General features: G+C 58.0%; 16 protein-coding genes. 8 read left to right on the forward strand and 8 right to left on the reverse strand.

What is annotated here, in order from left to right; genetic code table 11:
- Nucleotides 1–26 precede the first annotated feature (26 nt).
- The 3 genes from ABU178_RS14985 to ABU178_RS14995 all read left to right on the forward strand — a co-directional run bounded on the left by ABU178_RS14985 (nucleotide 27) and on the right by ABU178_RS14995 (nucleotide 1706).
- Entirely contained in the window at nucleotides 27–170 is a 144-nt protein-coding gene (locus ABU178_RS14985) for a hypothetical protein (protein WP_397216303.1), read from the forward strand.
- Between the two features lie 124 nt (nucleotides 171–294).
- The gene (locus tag ABU178_RS14990) at nucleotides 295–1080 is read left to right on the forward strand and encodes a siderophore-interacting protein (protein ID WP_397216305.1); all 786 of its coding nucleotides are present in this window, start codon (nucleotides 295–297) and stop codon (nucleotides 1078–1080) included.
- An 89-nt stretch (nucleotides 1081–1169) separates the two neighbouring features.
- The gene (locus tag ABU178_RS14995; protein WP_397216307.1) at nucleotides 1170–1706 is read left to right on the forward strand and encodes a PadR family transcriptional regulator; all 537 of its coding nucleotides are present in this window, start codon (nucleotides 1170–1172) and stop codon (nucleotides 1704–1706) included.
- A gap of 71 nt (nucleotides 1707–1777) precedes the next feature.
- Here the strand turns inward: ABU178_RS14995 and ABU178_RS15000 are convergent, their stop codons facing one another.
- Nucleotides 1778–2074, reverse strand: coding sequence for a SelT/SelW/SelH family protein (locus ABU178_RS15000; RefSeq protein WP_397216309.1), 297 nt, complete (start codon nucleotides 2072–2074; stop codon nucleotides 1778–1780).
- A gap of 143 nt (nucleotides 2075–2217) precedes the next feature.
- Between ABU178_RS15000 and ABU178_RS15005 the strand changes: the two genes are divergently transcribed.
- Nucleotides 2218–2712: a CinA family protein gene (locus ABU178_RS15005; RefSeq protein WP_397216311.1), complete on the forward strand. Its 495-nt coding sequence runs from the start codon at nucleotides 2218–2220 to the stop codon at nucleotides 2710–2712.
- A 5-nt stretch (nucleotides 2713–2717) separates the two neighbouring features.
- On the opposite strand, the gene acuI is transcribed toward ABU178_RS15005, so the two are convergent.
- The 6 genes from acuI to ABU178_RS15035 form a co-directional block, all read right to left on the reverse strand.
- Nucleotides 2718–3701: an acrylyl-CoA reductase (NADPH) gene (acuI, locus tag ABU178_RS15010; protein WP_397216685.1), complete on the reverse strand. Its 984-nt coding sequence runs from the start codon at nucleotides 3699–3701 to the stop codon at nucleotides 2718–2720.
- 93 nt (nucleotides 3702–3794) lie between these two features.
- On the reverse strand, nucleotides 3795–5111 hold the full coding sequence (locus ABU178_RS15015; RefSeq protein WP_397216313.1) for an NAD(P)/FAD-dependent oxidoreductase: 1317 nt from the start codon (nucleotides 5109–5111) through the stop codon (nucleotides 3795–3797).
- Between the two features lie 17 nt (nucleotides 5112–5128).
- Complete coding sequence (locus ABU178_RS15020; protein WP_397216315.1) at nucleotides 5129–5878, reverse strand: amino acid ABC transporter ATP-binding protein; 750 nt, start codon at nucleotides 5876–5878, stop codon at nucleotides 5129–5131.
- Entirely contained in the window at nucleotides 5875–6684 is an 810-nt protein-coding gene (locus ABU178_RS15025; RefSeq protein WP_397216317.1) for an amino acid ABC transporter permease, read from the reverse strand. The genes ABU178_RS15020 and ABU178_RS15025 overlap by 4 nt, the downstream gene beginning before the upstream one ends.
- 2 nt (nucleotides 6685–6686) lie before the next feature.
- Nucleotides 6687–7397 (reverse strand): amino acid ABC transporter permease, encoded by a 711-nt coding sequence (locus tag ABU178_RS15030; RefSeq protein ID WP_397216319.1) that lies wholly within the window; start codon nucleotides 7395–7397, stop codon nucleotides 6687–6689.
- A gap of 18 nt (nucleotides 7398–7415) precedes the next feature.
- Nucleotides 7416–8237 (reverse strand): transporter substrate-binding domain-containing protein, encoded by an 822-nt coding sequence (locus tag ABU178_RS15035; protein ID WP_397216321.1) that lies wholly within the window; start codon nucleotides 8235–8237, stop codon nucleotides 7416–7418.
- Between the two features lie 168 nt (nucleotides 8238–8405).
- Between ABU178_RS15035 and ABU178_RS15040 the strand changes: the two genes are divergently transcribed.
- From ABU178_RS15040 to ABU178_RS15055, 4 genes are all read left to right on the forward strand, one after another.
- Nucleotides 8406–9206 (forward strand): IclR family transcriptional regulator, encoded by an 801-nt coding sequence (locus ABU178_RS15040; RefSeq protein ID WP_397216323.1) that lies wholly within the window; start codon nucleotides 8406–8408, stop codon nucleotides 9204–9206.
- Between the two features lie 41 nt (nucleotides 9207–9247).
- A complete protein-coding gene (locus ABU178_RS15045; RefSeq protein WP_397216325.1) occupies nucleotides 9248–9952 on the forward strand; it encodes an SDR family NAD(P)-dependent oxidoreductase in 705 nt (234 codons plus the stop codon).
- A gap of 60 nt (nucleotides 9953–10012) precedes the next feature.
- Nucleotides 10013–11341, forward strand: a complete 1329-nt coding sequence (locus tag ABU178_RS15050) for an NAD(P)/FAD-dependent oxidoreductase (RefSeq protein WP_397216327.1) — start codon at nucleotides 10013–10015, stop codon at nucleotides 11339–11341.
- 507 nt (nucleotides 11342–11848) lie between these two features.
- On the forward strand, nucleotides 11849–13993 hold the full coding sequence (locus ABU178_RS15055) for an ornithine decarboxylase (RefSeq protein ID WP_397216329.1): 2145 nt from the start codon (nucleotides 11849–11851) through the stop codon (nucleotides 13991–13993).
- Nucleotides 13994–14076: 83 nt separating this feature from the next.
- Here ABU178_RS15055 and mltC read toward each other — a convergent pair whose 3' ends face one another.
- Nucleotides 14077–15156: a membrane-bound lytic murein transglycosylase MltC gene (gene mltC / locus ABU178_RS15060; RefSeq protein ID WP_397216331.1), complete on the reverse strand. Its 1080-nt coding sequence runs from the start codon at nucleotides 15154–15156 to the stop codon at nucleotides 14077–14079.
- Between the last annotated feature and the right edge of the window lie 31 nt (nucleotides 15157–15187).

Below are 15187 nucleotides of genomic sequence, written 5' to 3' on the forward strand. Positions count from 1 at the left end.
TGCTGCCTGTTATTGCTTCTGCCCAAATGGACGATTCTTTTACGCCGCCGGGCGGTATTCATCCGCATCAGCAGCATTGCCAGCAGCGCGAAATTCTCGGTGACGGTCAATTACCGCAGCATTCCCAGGACGATCAGGGCATGCAAACCTGCGGCAACCATCTCTCCTGATTGCCCCACGCGGGATCGCATTTTTCATCATTGCGCTCAAGATATATCATAGCTATCTTGAGCGCATCAGATGAGAATCATTCCCGGCTGAGTCATCAACCAGCCCGGAACAAGGAGATCCCTTTTGCATAATAAGAGTAACAGCCGTGCGCCGCAGCGCGTACGTAACGAACTGCGCTTCCGCCACATCAAGGTGGCGAGCAAAATCAAAGTGGCTGACAGCTTCTGGCGTATCGTCTTTAGCGGCAGCGATCTGGCGGGCTTTCATTCCGCCGGATTTGACGACCATATCAAAGTGTTTTTCCCCGACGCACAAACCGGCGAGCTGCATCTGCCGGAGGTCACCGCTGACGGCATCCTGTGGAAAGAGGGCGTGCGCCCTGTGGCGCGTGACTATACGCCGCTCGCCTTTGATGGCGTATCGAGCCTGACCCTCGACTTCTACATTCATGAAGGAGGCGTGGCGAGCAACTGGGCCGCACAGGCGCAGCCGGGCGACGCACTGGTGATCGGCGGCCCGCGCGGTTCGCTGGTGGTGCCGACCGACTATGCTTTCCAGCTTTACGTTTGCGATGAAACGGGTTTGCCTGCGTTTAAACGCCGCAAGGCGGATATCCGGGCGGAACAGCTGCATCTGCTGGCCTGGACTGATGAGGCGAAAGGGCGTGATTACCTGCAAAACCTGGATGGTGTCAGCGCGACCTGGCTCGGCAGCGGTACTGCTATGCAGAGCGATAATCTCGCTCCACTGATTGCCGCGCTGGATAAGATCGCATTGCCCACGGAAGAGTATTTTATCTGGCTGACCGGCGAAGGCGAGGCGGTAAAGGTTTTGAGCGACTATTTCACCCAGCGCCGCGGCTGTGATACTGACTTTGTGCGTGCCGTGGCCTACTGGCACCAGAAGTAAATCCTCTTTACCGGTAGTGCCGCCTGTGTTGAATTTTGCCAGGCGGCGGACTACTATCAGGCTCCCTTTATCCGACCTTCAGGCAGGCGATGAAACAGCAACCGGAATCCTTGCAACCCGATCACGAACAGCATGCGGCCTGGGCCAAAATGCGTAAAAAGCGTCGGGAAAAGATTCTGGATGCCAGCGAGATTCGCCTGTTGATGCTGCATTTTATCTCTCAGCAAGCCGCCCACGGTTATGAGTTAATTAAGTCGATAGAGGATCTCTCTAAAGGCGAGTATTCCCCCAGTCCCGGCATTATTTATCCCAATCTCACGCTGCTGGAAGAGATGGATGCGATTCGCGTGCTGGATGCGCAGGCATCACGTAAAGCATATGTGCTGAATGATAAAGGGCGCGAGCTGTTAAAAACCAATAAAGATAATGTGAGTGCGATAATCGAACGTTTATCTTCTTTAGCCGTTCTGGTTAATAATCGCAGCATCCCGGAAGTGGAGCAGGCGATACATCAAATAAAAACCGCGTTAAACAGCCGCCTTGCACAGCAGGATATTTCCCTGCAGACGTTGCAGACTATTATCGCCGCGATGAATGAAGCGGCGGAGAAAATCGGTCGGAGCTGATTGATGTTAGCCACGATTGAAAGATCGTCATGACTACCCGGTAAAACTATTTTCTCACATCGCTTTGGTTTTTAGCGGGCAGCGGGCTTTTTCTTATCCACATGGCCGAGCGGGCGGTCGGGGAAACAGTAATCACGCACGCGCTGCTTCAGCGTTGAGGCATCGGGAAAACCGCCTTCCTGCTTGCGTTCCCAAATGGTGTGACCGTCAATGGTAATTTCAAAGGTGCCGCCGCTGCCTGGCTGTAGCGTCACGGCGGCTAAATCATCGGCAAAGGTATGCAACAGCTCTTGCGCCATCCAGGCGGAACGCAACAGCCAGTTGCACTGCGTACAGTAGTGAATCGTGACGGTGGGTTTCGTTGCCATGGTTCTGTTCCTCTTCCACAAGCTGATTGCCAGTAATTTAAATCAAACCAGCTGCGCGCCTGAGTTTCAACGGCTTTCTGTTACGCACGCGTTTTATCTTTCAACCATACTAAAACCACTTCTTTACGAATAAGGGTGGCACTATGGATAAAACATTGAGCGATGCGGCAGAGCGTTTGGGTAAGATCTTACTCGATGCTGAGCTGAAAATGGCGACGGCGGAATCCTGCACGGCTGGCCAGATAGGCATGGCGCTGGCGGCAGTGGAAAACAGCGGCTATTTCTATACCGGCAGCGTGATTACCTACACCGATAATGCCAAGATCCGCATGTTGAAGGTGAAGCAGGAAACCATTGAAGAGCATACAGCGGTAAGCGAACAGACCGCGCGCGAGATGGCGAGCGGTGCCTGCGCGCTCTCCGGCGAGCCGGTAAGCCTTTCCGTTACCGGCTATGCCGGGCCGGACGGCGGGGAAGATGGCACCCCGGCGGGCACCATCTGGTTCGGCTGGAATTTACCAGATGGCGAGCAGGTCGCCGAGGTGCGGCAATTTGAAGGCGAGCCGAAATCGATAATGGATCAGGGCGCGGTCTTCGCCTTAAATCGTCTTGCGGAGCTGTTGCAGCAGGCTAAATAAGCGCTTTACCGACAGTCGATAATCAGTCGGCCACGCACCTTACCGTCCAGCAAATCCTGCGCGCCGTTTTTCGCCTCGCTTAAGGGGATTACCTGCGTCATCTGCTCCAGCAGGTCGCTATCCACCAGACTGGCGAGGCGCTGCCAGGCCTGCTGACGCAGCGGTTTCGGGCACATCACGCTGTCTACCCCGGCAAGCGTAACGCCGCGCAGAATAAAGGGCGCAACGCTGGCAGGCAGATCCAGCCCCTGCGCCATGCCGCAGGCGGCGACTACGCCGTCGCGCTGCGTGCCGGCCAGCACGTTGCTCAGCGTATGGCTGCCGACGCTGTCAATGGCGGCAGCCCAGCGCTCTTTCGCCAGCGGCTTGCCCGGCTGCTGTAGCTCCGCGCGATTGATGACCGAGGCGGCGCCCAGGATTTTGATCAGATAGTCACTGTCATGGCCACGGCCGCTGGAGGCGATAACCTGATAGCCGAGCCGGGCCAGCAGGCTCACGCTGAAGCTGCCCACGCCGCCGCTGGCGCCGGTGACCAGCACCGGTCCCTGCTGCGGCGTGACGCCCTGTTTTTCCAGCGCCAGCACGCACAGCATGGCGGTCAAACCGGCGGTGCCGATCGCCATTGTCTGTAATGGACTCAGTGCGGCAGGCACTTCCACCAGCCAGTCGCCCGATACGCTGGCCTTTTGCGCCAGGCCGCCCCACTGTTTTTCACCTACGCCCCAGCCGGTCAGCAGCGCCGCATCATCTTCCTGCCACGCTCCGTGGCGGCTGGCGATCACCCGGCCTACGAAATCGATGCCCGGCACCATCGGAAACGTGCGCACGATCGGACCTTTATTGCATATCGCGAGGGCATCTTTGTAATTCAGGGTGGAGTAACTGACGTCCAGCGTGACGTCGTGGTCCGGCAGCTGGCTTTCATCCAGCTCCTTCAGCGTGGTGCGGTATCCCTGTTCATCATTATCAATGACCAAAGCCTTGAACATGCAGCCTCCGGCAAGGTAGAAGAAATGGCCCGCCGAGGCGGGCAGAGCCATTCATACTACTCCTTGCCGGAAAAGGGAGCCAGACGCGGCGCATCAGTCACGCAGCTTATCCACCTTATCTTGCAGGCGATACCAGCCGCTTACCAGCGGCACAAACCACGGCTTGCCGTTATACATCGGGATCGGGCGGAAGTTGCCGCGTTCAAACGACAGCGGCTGCGGTTCGGTGCCGAGCAGCTTCTGCGCGGCGCGAAAGCCGAGCCAGCTCATCAGCGCCACGCCGTTGCCGTTACAGCCCACGGCGAAACGGGCGTTATCCATCTCACCGGCATAGGCGGTTTTGTCCCAGGTCATGCCGACGTAGCCGCTCCAGGCGTGGCTGATGCGATAAGGTGCCAGTTCCGGCCAGATTGCCAGCATACGCTGACGAATACGACGCGCCGCCGTGATGTCATCGCAATCCATGATGCCGGGACGCGAGCCAAACAGCAGCCGTGTGCCGTCCGGCGAAGGGCGGGTATAGATCAGATCGCGTCGGCTGTCGGTGATCATGCGGCCGCCGGGGATCAGTTTCGCCAGCAGATCGGCAGGCAGCGGCTCGGTAGCGATCTGGTAGCTTTTCACCGGTACGATGCGTTTCGCCAGGTTCGGCGTAGGCGCGCGGTCGGTGTAGCCGTTAGTGAGAAAGATCACCTCATCGGCTTCGATAGCACCGCGTTCGGTGTTGACCCTTTTGCCCTTGCCGTGATCCTCTACGGAAGTGACGCGCGCATGGGAAAAAAGCTGTGCGCCGAATTTGCGCGCCAGCTCGCGCAGGGCGCGGTTATATTTGCCGGGATGAACGCCGCCATATTCATCAACCAAAATGCCGCCGTGATAAAAGTCGGAGCCGATAATTGACGCCTGATGTTCACGATCGACCTTGTGCACGGTAACGCCGGTAACACGATGCAAAATGTCGCCCATGTTGTACAGGCTGGCGAGCTGTTTGCGCGTGTGAGCGCCGAAATAGCGGCCGCCGATAAACAGGTCAGCATCGAGCTGCTCCTCACGCACCAGATGCTGAATAAAGGCGAAGGAGGCGATGGAGTCGGCGATCATGCGCTGGAACAGTTCAGAGGGAATGCCTTTAATCGCGCCGCCCACCACCAGCTTCTGGCCGCTGCTGATCATCCCACCGGTACGGGTGCTGCCGCCGCTACCGAGGGCGTTGGCGTCGAGCACCACCACCGCTTTGCCGTGGCGCGCCAGCTCAGCGGCGGCATTCAGCCCGGCAAAGCCGGAGCCGACGATCACCACATCGGCACGCGCCGGTAAAGGATCCATTGCGGTTTCCGGCGGGGCGGCATCCCACCAGTAAGGCGTGGTTTTAACGTCATCGGTAAACAGGGCGCTATCGTGGTCAGACATGATGTCTCTCAACTTAATTACAAAACCTGGCCGAGGAATTCGCGCGTACGCGCATCCTGCGGGGCATCAAACAGCTGTTCCGGCGCTGCCATTTCGACAATTTTGCCTTTGTCGGTAAAGCAGACGCGATGCGACACTTCGCGCGCGAAGCGCATTTCATGCGTGACCAGCAGGCAGGTCAGCCCTTCGTCCACCAGCTCGCGAATGGTATTCAGCACCTCTTTCACCGTTTCGGGATCGAGCGCGGCGGTGACCTCATCAAACAAAATGATTTCCGGCTGCATCGCCAGCGCGCGGGCAATGGCGACGCGCTGCTGCTGACCGCCGGACAGCTCGCCGGGATAGCGCCCCTCTTTACCGCCGAGGCGCACTTTCTCCAGCAGGCGCACCGCGCGCTCACGCACCGCCTCGCGCTCGTGCTTCAGCACCTGCATCGGCGCCATCATCACGTTGTCCAGCACGGTGCGATGGGGAAACAGGTTGTACTGCTGAAACACCATCGCCACCTGATGACGCAGCGGGCGCATCGCCTTTTCGTTTTTGATGTCGTGCACACGGTGATGGCCGACGCGCACAAAGCCTTCGTCGATGGGCAGCAGACCATTGATGCAGCGCAGAATGGTCGATTTCCCCGAGCCCGACGGGCCGATAATGCACACCGCTTCGCCTTTGGCGACCTCCAGCGAAATGCCCTTCAGCACCTCGGTATTGCCGAAGGATTTATGTATGTTGTCCAGCTCGATCAGGGAGGAATGACGATCGATCATAGGGCATCCCCTTTGGTGTTGTTTTCCAGCCGACGCGCCAGCAGGGCGATCGGATAGCAGTAGCAAAAGAACATCAGCAGCACCGCGACATAGAAGTAGACCAGTGTGCTTTCGCTTTCGGTCGCCAGCGTGGTGCGCAGCAGCGTGACCACTTCCTGCACGCCGGTTACGGTGGCGAGAGCCGTGGATATCGCCAGCAGCGCGTAGAGGTTCATCCAGCCGGGAATAATGCGGCGCATCGCCTGCGGCAAAATCACGATGCGGTAAATCTGCCACTGGCTGTAGCCGAAGGCGCGCGCCGATTCCCACTGGCCGCTGTGCACCGAGTTCACCGCGCCGCGAATCACTTCGGCGAAGTTGGCGGCGGTAGGCAGGCTGAGGCCCACAATCGATTTAAACACCGGCGAGAAGGTCAGCTGCAGGCCGAACAGCTCAACGCGATAGGGCAGCAGATAGAGCATGGAGAACAGCAGCACCAGCCAGGGGGCGTTGCGCAGAAAGTTCATCACCAGCCGGGCGGGCAGGCTCAGCCAGCGGCGTTTCGCCAGCATCGACAGACCGAGAAACAGACCGAGCAGGGTGGCGATCGCCATACTGGCGATGCTGATAAAGATGTTAAGCATGAAGCCGCCATCAAAAGGCCAGCCCTGCATCGAGCCGGTGAGCAGCAGCGGCAGTCTGGCCCAGACCTGATGCCATTCGCCGCCGCGATCGTTGAAGATGCTGAACAGCAGCGCCAGCAGGGCGAGGATCAAAAAGGCTTGTTTGGTCTGTTTTTTGCGTTTCAGGTAGAGAATGTCGCTCATTCTTAACCTCCATAGCCAGGATAAGCGAGACGACGTTCCATCCAGCTAATCAACCAGACCAGCATGCTCACCAGCACGACGTAAATCACCAGCACCAGCAGCATCACTTCAAGGGTGCGAAAGGTGTCGTTATAGATTTGACCGGCGGCGTACATCAGCTCCGGCACGGTGATCACCGAGGCCTGCGAGGTGGTTTTGAACAGGTTGGTCAGCACGTTGGCGAGCGGCGGCAGGCAGATGCGCGAGGCGATCGGCACCTGCACATGGCAGAAGAGACCCATGCGCGAATAGCCGAGCGAGCGCGCCGCTTCCAGCGTGGCTTTCGGCACCGCATCAAAACCGGAGCGAAAAGCTTCAATGCTCAGCGCGCCGCCGAACAGGCTGAGCGACACCGTGGCCGACATAAAGGCGCTGACCAGCGGCAGCTGCAAACCGGTGACCGGATCTTCGCGGGTAAAGCCGATCTGCGTCAGGGTGAAGTAAAAGAACAGCATCTGTAACAGCGGCGGCGTATTGCGGAACAGCTCAACAAACAACTCAATAATGGCATCAAGCCAGGGGAGCTTTAATGTCAGTCCGAGCGTACCCGCCAGCCCGAGGAGGATGGCGAACGCCGACGAGAGCGCCGCCAGTTCCAGCGTTTGCACCACACCCTGAAACAGCCACTGTTGATAAACAGGATCCAGCAGCCAGGAATAATCAAGTCCAGACATGGTTACGCTCCTGCCCGCTTACTGGGCGGCAGCACGTGCGGCTTCAGCACGTTTAACAATGTAGTCCGAGGCAGGCATATTGAACTCTTTTTCCCAACCGATCAGCTTGTTCTCGCCTTCGGTTTTGACGATCGCTTTGTTCACCGCCGCGAGGAAAGCGCTGTCGCCTTTACGCACGCCGCCCGCCATCGGCAGGAACTCGTAAGGCTTCACGGCGATTTTGTAATCGGTCCAGCCCGGCTCTTTAATCTTGTTCTGCAACGTCATATCGTCGAAAACCATCGCCACGCAGCGGTTGTCCTGCAATGCGCGGTAGGCTTCCGGCAGCGCGGTGAAGTTCACCAGCTGCATGCCATATTTCTGCGTCACGGTTTTATTGAAGTAAGCGCCCTGAATGCCGCAGATCTTCTGCCCTTTCAGCTGTTCCCACTGGCTGAATTTCACCTCTTTGCGCGCCAGTACCGACGGGCCGGCGGCGGAAACATACTGCTCGGTGAAGTCGATCTCTTTGGCGCGCTCCGGCGTTACGCCCAGCGTTGCCATAATCAGATCGATCTGTCCGGCGTTCAGGAACTGAATACGGTTAGAGGCATTGACCGGCACCAGCTTGATTTTGTCCGGTGAGCCGAGCAGATCTGCCGCAATTGAACGCGCCAGGCTGATCTCAAAGCCCACGGTTTTACCTTCTTCGTTCATGTAACCGTAGGGTGGATAATCATTTTTCACGCCAACGGTTAGCACGCCGCGGCTTTTGATATCCGACAGGGTATCCGCATGGGTAATCGCCGGAGCAGCCAGCAGCATACAGGCTGCCAGTAAGTGTTTGCGATGGTGTTTCATAGTCTGATCCTTTCTTCATGCCAGTGTGCAGGTGTGATATTTGTGGCGAAAAATGCGGCTCACTTGTCAACCGACTATGAAATCTGGTAGAAATTTAGTCAACAAAAAACCATATATTGAAATCTTATAGTTGAAAGTTTCACATTGTGGAATTTTCCGGGAGAAGGCATGAGCGATAACGCCGGGAAAAATGGCGTCCAGCTGCTGGATCGGGCAGTAATGCTGCTTGACCTGGTGGCCGACGCGGGCAGCGAAGGAGCCACGCTGAAAACGCTGTGCGAGCTGTCCGGCCTGAATAAAGTCACCTGCCACCGCATCCTTAATTCGCTGGTGGAGCACCAGTTGCTGCACAAAATTCACGGCGACAAACACTACCGGCTCGGCACCAAGCTGCTGGTATTTGGCGCCAAAGCGGCGCGCGGGCCGGGGCTGCGGCGTCAGTTTCAGCCTGCGCTGGAGCGCCTGCGCCAGCAGACCGGGGAAACCGTGATGCTGATGGCGCGTGATCGCGACGATTCGGTCTGTATTGACCGCTATGACAGTGAATATCAGATGCAGACGCTGACCGGTTCGGTGGGCGGCGCGGTGCCGCTGGGTCTTGGACCGGGCAGTCTGGCGATCCTCTCGTTTCTTGAGCCGGAGCAGCAGCAGGCGATTCTGGCGCGTAACCGCGCGCGCCTCGACAGCTGGTCAATGCTGACGCCGGAGCGGCTCGATAGCTGGATCGCCGCCACCCTGCAGCAGGGTTACGCCATCGACAGCGGCGAGCTGATTCCGGGCATTGCCGGGATCGCCGTGCCGGTGCGCGTGGCGGGGGCGGGCGTGGTGGGCTCGCTCGGCCTGACCTTTCTCTCGCCGCGCCTGAACGCGGAGGTCTGCGCCCGCTATGTGGCGCTGCTGCAGGAAGAGGTAGCCGGTATTGAACCGCTGCTCAGTCCGCTGGATACACGCCTGCGGACATCGATGTAGCTGCTAAACGCAAAAAACGTAACCCTTGAAAGGAGAGAACGATGGCAGTATCAGGCCGTAAAGTCGCATTAATCAGTGGGGCCAGCCGTGGCATTGGGGCGGCAGTGGCAGAGACGCTGCTGGCAAACGGCTGGGCAGTGAGCCTCGGCTGTCGTTCGCCGCAGCAGGTAAACGTCAGCGATGCGGAAAACCAGCTGGTAACTCATTTCGACGCTTTCGATGCCAGCAGCGAAGAGGCCTGGATCGCCGCCACGCTGGAGAAGTTTGGCCGCATCGATGCGGTGGTACACAACGCGGGCATGATGCTGCCGGTTTCGATTCTGGAAGCGAGCGATGACGATTTCGATCGTACCTTTGACGTGAATGTGAAATCGCCGATGCGTCTGAGCCGTAAGCTGTGGCCCCATTTGCAGGCGAGCGGGGCGGGGCGTATCGTGATGCTGGTATCGCTCTCCGGCAAGCGCGTCAAGGGCGAGCGCTCCAGCCTCTACGCCATGAGCAAGTATGCCGCGCTGGCGCTGGCGCACGGCCTGCGCAAAATTGGCGACGCCCATGGGATTCGTTGTACCGCCATCTGTCCCGGCTTTGTCGCCACCGATATGGGCACCTCGCTGACCGAAATGCCGATGGAAAAGATGACCCAGCCGGAGGATATTGCTCATCTGGTGCGTACCGTACTGGAGCTGCCTGGCACCGCCAGCATTGCGGAAATTCCGGTTAACTGGACCGTGGAAGATAATTACTGATAACCGAAACGGCATCCTCTGAGGGTGCTTTTTATTCGCCCTTAAACGAGGTGATGAGCTATGGGCCCTGGCGTTGATGCGGTTCTTTCTTCTGAGAGGTTTCCCACAGATAGCGAGGTGGTGGTGATTGGCGGCGGCATTATCGGCGTGGCGACCGCACTCTCGTTGGTGCAGCGCGGCATTCGTACCGTGCTGCTGGAAAAGGGTACGGTAGCGGCGGAGCAGTCGAGCCGCAACTGGGGCTGGTGTCGCCGCAGCGGGCGTGACCTGCGCGAGCTGCCGCTGATTAATCTCAGCATGCAACTCTGGGAAAAGATGAACGCTACCCTGGAACGTGAAACCGGCTTCCGCCGTGACGGCATCCTTTATGCGTCGCGCAGTGAGGCGCAGCGGGAGCGACATCAGCGCTGGGTTGATGAGGCGAAGCAGTACGATATCCACAGCCAGATGGTGTCAAATCAGCAGTTGCGCCAGCATCTGCCGCAGCTACAGGGCGATTTTCACGGCGGGCTTTATACGCCGCTGGACGGGCGCGCCGAACCGCAGAAAGCCGCACCGGCCATGGCGTTAAAGGCGCTGGAGCTGGGGCTGAATCTGCAACAGCACTGCGCGGTGCGCACCATTGAACGTACCAACGGGCGGGTGAACGCGGTTTGTACCGAGCATGGCGTGATTCGCTGTGAAAGAGTGGTGGTAGCGGGCGGCGCCTGGTCGCGCCTGCTGTTGCAGGGCGTTGACGTCACGCTGCCGCAACTGAAAGTGCTGTCGACGGTGCTGCGTACGCGTCCGATCGATTACGATCCCGGCGTCTGCGCCAGCTTTGGCAGCGTGGCGCTGCGCAAGCGGCTGGACGGCGGCCTGACCGTCGCCAGCTCCGCCACGAATACAGTGGATATCACTGCCGACTCGCTGCGCTTCAGCCCGCTGTTTATGCCCGCCTTCCGCGTCGAGCGCAAGGCGCTCAAATTGCGCCTGGGTAAACGCTTTAGCGAAGAGCTGCTGCACTGGCGGCCCGGCCAGGCGGATAAGCGATCCATTTTTGAAGTGGTGCGCGTGCTCGATCCGCTGATCGATCCGGTAACCGTTCAGCGCATGCGCGACAGCCTGGCGACACTTCTGCCGCCGCTGGCGCAGCTGCCGGTCGCGCAAAGCTGGGGCGGTTTGATCGATACCATGCCGGATGCCATTCCGGTTATCTCAGCGGTCGATAAGGTGCAGGGGCTATTTCTCGCCACCGGCTTTTCCGGCCATGGTTTTGGCATTGCGCCCGGCGCCGGGCAGCTGATGGCCGATCTGGTGCTGGATTCCACCCCTTCGGTGGATGCGACACCGTTTCGCCTGTCGCGCTTTACCGATGGCGATCCTGTGCGCGCCCAGCACTGGCTGTAACAGCTTGTCGTAAAAAACCGTGCCTTGCATAACTTTGCATAAGGTACGGATATTTAACCATTTTATATTGATTGTTTTCTGTAATATGTTTTTAAATCAACGGGTTGTTAATTTAGCGCTTTGCTTAATTAATTGCCTGGCGCGGGTTGTCCCTGTGAAAAAAAGATGACATGATTGCGCCACTTTTGTTGTTACCTTTCTGACTCGAGGACGCCGCCATGTCCGGTACAATGCTTATCATCAGCACTTGTTCCCGTTCGCTTCGCCTGAAGCGCCGCGCGCCATCCTCCGTTTGCTCTCCCAATCTCCCACTCACCATGCGGTGAGGCCAGCCTGACGCTCGCTGTTGGGCATGCGTAAAGACAGACTTTGTTCTGGCTTTACTGATGTCTATCGGTTGCGGCTGTAACCCATTGTTCGCATCCGCCTGACGTTATTCGCCGGGGAATTTTCCTCATTGCCGTGCCTCTGGCACCCACTCATCCTTGACCGTTGGGGATTTGTGTTATGACACCATTAAAAATTGCCGCCAGCGCTGCTGTGGCGCCCACGCTTTCCAGCACGCGCGACGTCGTTACGCTGGACAACACTGACTTCACCGATGTGGCAGCGGTTGTCGTATCGCTGGCCGATTCGCGCAGCGGCGTGCTGTCGCTGTTGCGACATACCGGCTTCAACCTGCCGGTGTTTATCGCGCTGGAAAAGGGCGCCGAGTTACACGCGCTGCCTGAGGTTGCCGGCTTGTTCAGCGGCTCGGCGGAAGATTGCGCCGCGCTGGAGGCTGCCGCTGCTGGCTACGAAGCGGCGCTGCTGCCGCCATTCTTCGATACCCTGACGAAATATGTCGCCATGCAGAACAGCACCTTTGCCTGTCCGGGCCATCAGGGCGGCGCGTTCTTCAAAAAACATCCGGCCGGGCGGCAGTTTTACGATTTTTACGGCGAAAACGTCTTTCGTTCCGATATGTGCAATGCGGATGTAAAGCTGGGCGATCTGTTGATCCACGAAGGCTCGGCCAAACATGCGCAAAAGTTTGCCGCGAAAGTGTTTAACGCAGATAAAACCTATTTCGTGCTGAACGGCACCTCCAGCGCCAACAAAGTAGTCGCCAATGCGCTGCTGACGCGCGGCGATCTGGTGCTGTTTGACCGCAACAACCATAAATCCAACCATCACGGCGCGCTGATTCAGGCGGGCGCGACGCCGGTTTATCTGGAAGCGGCGCGTAACCCCTTTGGCTTTATCGGCGGCATCGATGCGCACTGCTTTGACGAGCGCTACCTGCGCAAGCAGATCAAAGAGGTTGCGCCGCAGCGCGCCAACGACGCGCGCCCGTTCCGTCTGGCGATTATCCAGCTCGGCACTTACGACGGCACCGTGTATAACGCGCGTCAGGTGATCGATCGCATCGGCCATTTGTGCGACTACATTTTGTTTGATTCCGCGTGGTTGGGCTACGAGCAGTTCATCCCGATGATGCAGGCCTGTTCGCCGCTGCTGCTCGATCTGAACGAGAACGATCCCGGCATTTTTGTCACCCAGTCGGTGCATAAGCAGCTGGCGGGCTTCTCGCAAACCTCGCAGATCCATAAAAAAGATAACCATATTCGCGGGCAAAAACGGTTTTGTCCGCACAAGCGCCTGAACAACGCCTTTATGCTGCACGCGTCGACCAGTCCCTTTTATCCGCTGTTTGCCGCGCTTGATGTGAATGCAAAGATGCATCAGGGAGCGGCCGGGCGGCGTTTGTGGCACGAGTGCGTGACGCTGGGCATCGACGCGCGCAAAGCGATTCTGGCGCACTGTGAGATGATCAAGCCTTTCCTGCCGGAAACCGTGGCGGGCAAAGCATGGCAGGATGCGTCAACGGAAGCGATCGCCGCCGATATGCGCTATTTCAGCTTTGAACCCGGCGCGAAATGGCACGGGTTTGCCGGTTACGATAAAGGGCAATATTTGATTGATCCCTGCAAGCTGCTGTTGACCACACCGGGCATTGACGCGGCCAGCGGTGAATATGCCCGCTTTGGCATTCCGGCGACCATCCTCGCCAACTATCTACGCGAGAACGGCATCGTGCCGGAGAAGTGCGATCTTAATTCGATTCTGTTTTTGCTGACCCCCGCCGAAAGCGCGGAGAAGATGGCGCATCTGGTGGCGATGCTGGTGCAGTTTGAGCAGCATGTGAAGCAGGATGCGCTGCTGGCGGACGTGCTGCCGACCATCTATCGCAAAAATGCGGCGCGTTACCAGGGCTATACGCTGCGCCGTCTCTGTCAGGAGATGCATGATCTTTATGTCAGTTACGGCGTGAAGGATTTGCAGAAGGCGATGTTCCGTCAGGAGAGTCTGCCGGAGGTGAAGGTGAACCCTCAGGATGCCAATCAGGCCTTTATCCGTGGCGAGGTGGAGCTGGTGCCGATTGCCAGAGCGGAAGGTCGTATCGCTGCCGAAGGGGCGTTGCCCTATCCGCCGGGCGTGCTCTGCGTGGTGCCGGGCGAAGCCTGGGGCGGGGCGGTGCAGCGCTATTTCCTGGCGCTGGAAGAGGGAATTAATCTGCTGCCAGGCTTCTCCCCGGAGCTACAGGGGGTTTACACCGAGACGGATGAAAAAGGTGTAAAGCGTCTGGTAGCGAATATGCTGGCGGAGTAGGCGGGGCTGTCCGTTGGTCGGACGGGGGCGGGCCGCACACCCGCCTGACCCGCCGGCGCGTTTCCCGACCCCCCGGTCGGCACCTAAAACCGATGATAGCTCCGCTGTGCGCTACTCACCTTATACAGATAGCGACGCGACTCAGCCGATGGATGGTTGCTGGTCAGCGTTTCATACACTTCACTTGGCGTCATGCCGTTAATCGCTGCAAAAGCGCGATCTTTATCGCTGGAGAACACGCGCAGCACGCTGCCTGCGCCGCCGTTATAGGCAGTGATCACTGCGTAACGGCGCGAGAGTGGGTTTGTGATACCTGACAGGTAGCTGTTTTGTAGCAGCGACAGATAAGCGGTACCGGCGTCGATATTGTTCTCCGGATCGAGCAAATAGCTGCGGCTCGGTTTGCCCCATTTGCCTTTCATACGGAACACATCCACCCCGGCGGTATGCTGCACTACCTGCATCAGACCCAGCGCGTCGGCGTGACTCACCGCATAGGGGTTAAAGCTCGACTCAATCTGCATAATCGCCAGAATCAGCGAAGGATCCACGCCGTACTGCTCGGCGGCTTTACGCACGATCGGCAGATATTTATGCGCACGCTTATCCAGATGGTTCGGCACCATCGGAATGGTCACGGACCAGATCACATGCAGGCCGGAAACACGGCGCTGCAGCTTGTTCTGAATCAGATAATCAGCAAAGTTACCGGCGCGACCCTGCCAGCGGATCGGCTGACCGGTATTATCCAGCACCTGCCCATAAAGCAGCGGCTCTTTACTGATCTTGATATCGTTGGCGTCAGAGTAGAGATCGACATTACCCGGATCGTCACCGATCAACAGCGTTGAAATGATCGCCTGACGCAGGCTGACCATCGGATCGGTGCCGGAAATGGTCTCAATGGTAATGTTACCGCTTTCGAAGTTAATGTGGCTACGGGTGTAATAGTTGTCGCTGTATTTGACGTAATCTTTCGGTCCGGCGATCAATACCTCATTGATACCCCAAATATTTTCGATGTTATGGGCAAACTGCCCCATCAGAATATCAAATCCGTTGGTGTCCTTAACCCACTCCTCGTGAAACTGTTCTTTCTTATTTCCGGAGCATGAAACCAAAAGTGGTGCAATCACCAGCAAAGCTATCAATTTTTTATTCATTTTACATCAGTGCATGGCATGGAATCGGAGG

Source organism: Pantoea osteomyelitidis, assembly GCF_044342975.1.
Classification (GTDB): Bacteria; Pseudomonadota; Gammaproteobacteria; order Enterobacterales; family Enterobacteriaceae; genus Pantoea; species Pantoea osteomyelitidis.

Excerpts from the sequence above, each read along its gene's own strand:
- ABU178_RS14985 (WP_397216303.1), top strand. The coding sequence starts at position 27 with ATGGACGATTCTTTTACGCCGCCGGGCGGTATTCATCCGCATCAGCAG.
- ABU178_RS14995 (WP_397216307.1), top strand. The coding sequence starts at position 1,170 with ATGAAACAGCAACCGGAATCCTTGCAACCCGATCACGAACAGCATGCG.
- ABU178_RS15000 (WP_397216309.1), bottom strand. The coding sequence starts at position 2,074 with ATGGCAACGAAACCCACCGTCACGATTCACTACTGTACGCAGTGCAAC.
- ABU178_RS15005 (WP_397216311.1), top strand. The coding sequence starts at position 2,218 with ATGGATAAAACATTGAGCGATGCGGCAGAGCGTTTGGGTAAGATCTTA.
- acuI (WP_397216685.1), bottom strand. The coding sequence starts at position 3,701 with ATGTTCAAGGCTTTGGTCATTGATAATGATGAACAGGGATACCGCACC.
- ABU178_RS15015 (WP_397216313.1), bottom strand. The coding sequence starts at position 5,111 with ATGTCTGACCACGATAGCGCCCTGTTTACCGATGACGTTAAAACCACG.
- ABU178_RS15020 (WP_397216315.1), bottom strand. The coding sequence starts at position 5,878 with ATGATCGATCGTCATTCCTCCCTGATCGAGCTGGACAACATACATAAA.
- ABU178_RS15025 (WP_397216317.1), bottom strand. The coding sequence starts at position 6,684 with ATGAGCGACATTCTCTACCTGAAACGCAAAAAACAGACCAAACAAGCC.
- ABU178_RS15030 (WP_397216319.1), bottom strand. The coding sequence starts at position 7,397 with ATGTCTGGACTTGATTATTCCTGGCTGCTGGATCCTGTTTATCAACAG.
- ABU178_RS15035 (WP_397216321.1), bottom strand. The coding sequence starts at position 8,237 with ATGAAACACCATCGCAAACACTTACTGGCAGCCTGTATGCTGCTGGCT.
- ABU178_RS15040 (WP_397216323.1), top strand. The coding sequence starts at position 8,406 with ATGAGCGATAACGCCGGGAAAAATGGCGTCCAGCTGCTGGATCGGGCA.
- ABU178_RS15045 (WP_397216325.1), top strand. The coding sequence starts at position 9,248 with ATGGCAGTATCAGGCCGTAAAGTCGCATTAATCAGTGGGGCCAGCCGT.
- ABU178_RS15050 (WP_397216327.1), top strand. The coding sequence starts at position 10,013 with ATGGGCCCTGGCGTTGATGCGGTTCTTTCTTCTGAGAGGTTTCCCACA.
- ABU178_RS15055 (WP_397216329.1), top strand. The coding sequence starts at position 11,849 with ATGACACCATTAAAAATTGCCGCCAGCGCTGCTGTGGCGCCCACGCTT.
- mltC (WP_397216331.1), bottom strand. The coding sequence starts at position 15,156 with ATGAATAAAAAATTGATAGCTTTGCTGGTGATTGCACCACTTTTGGTT.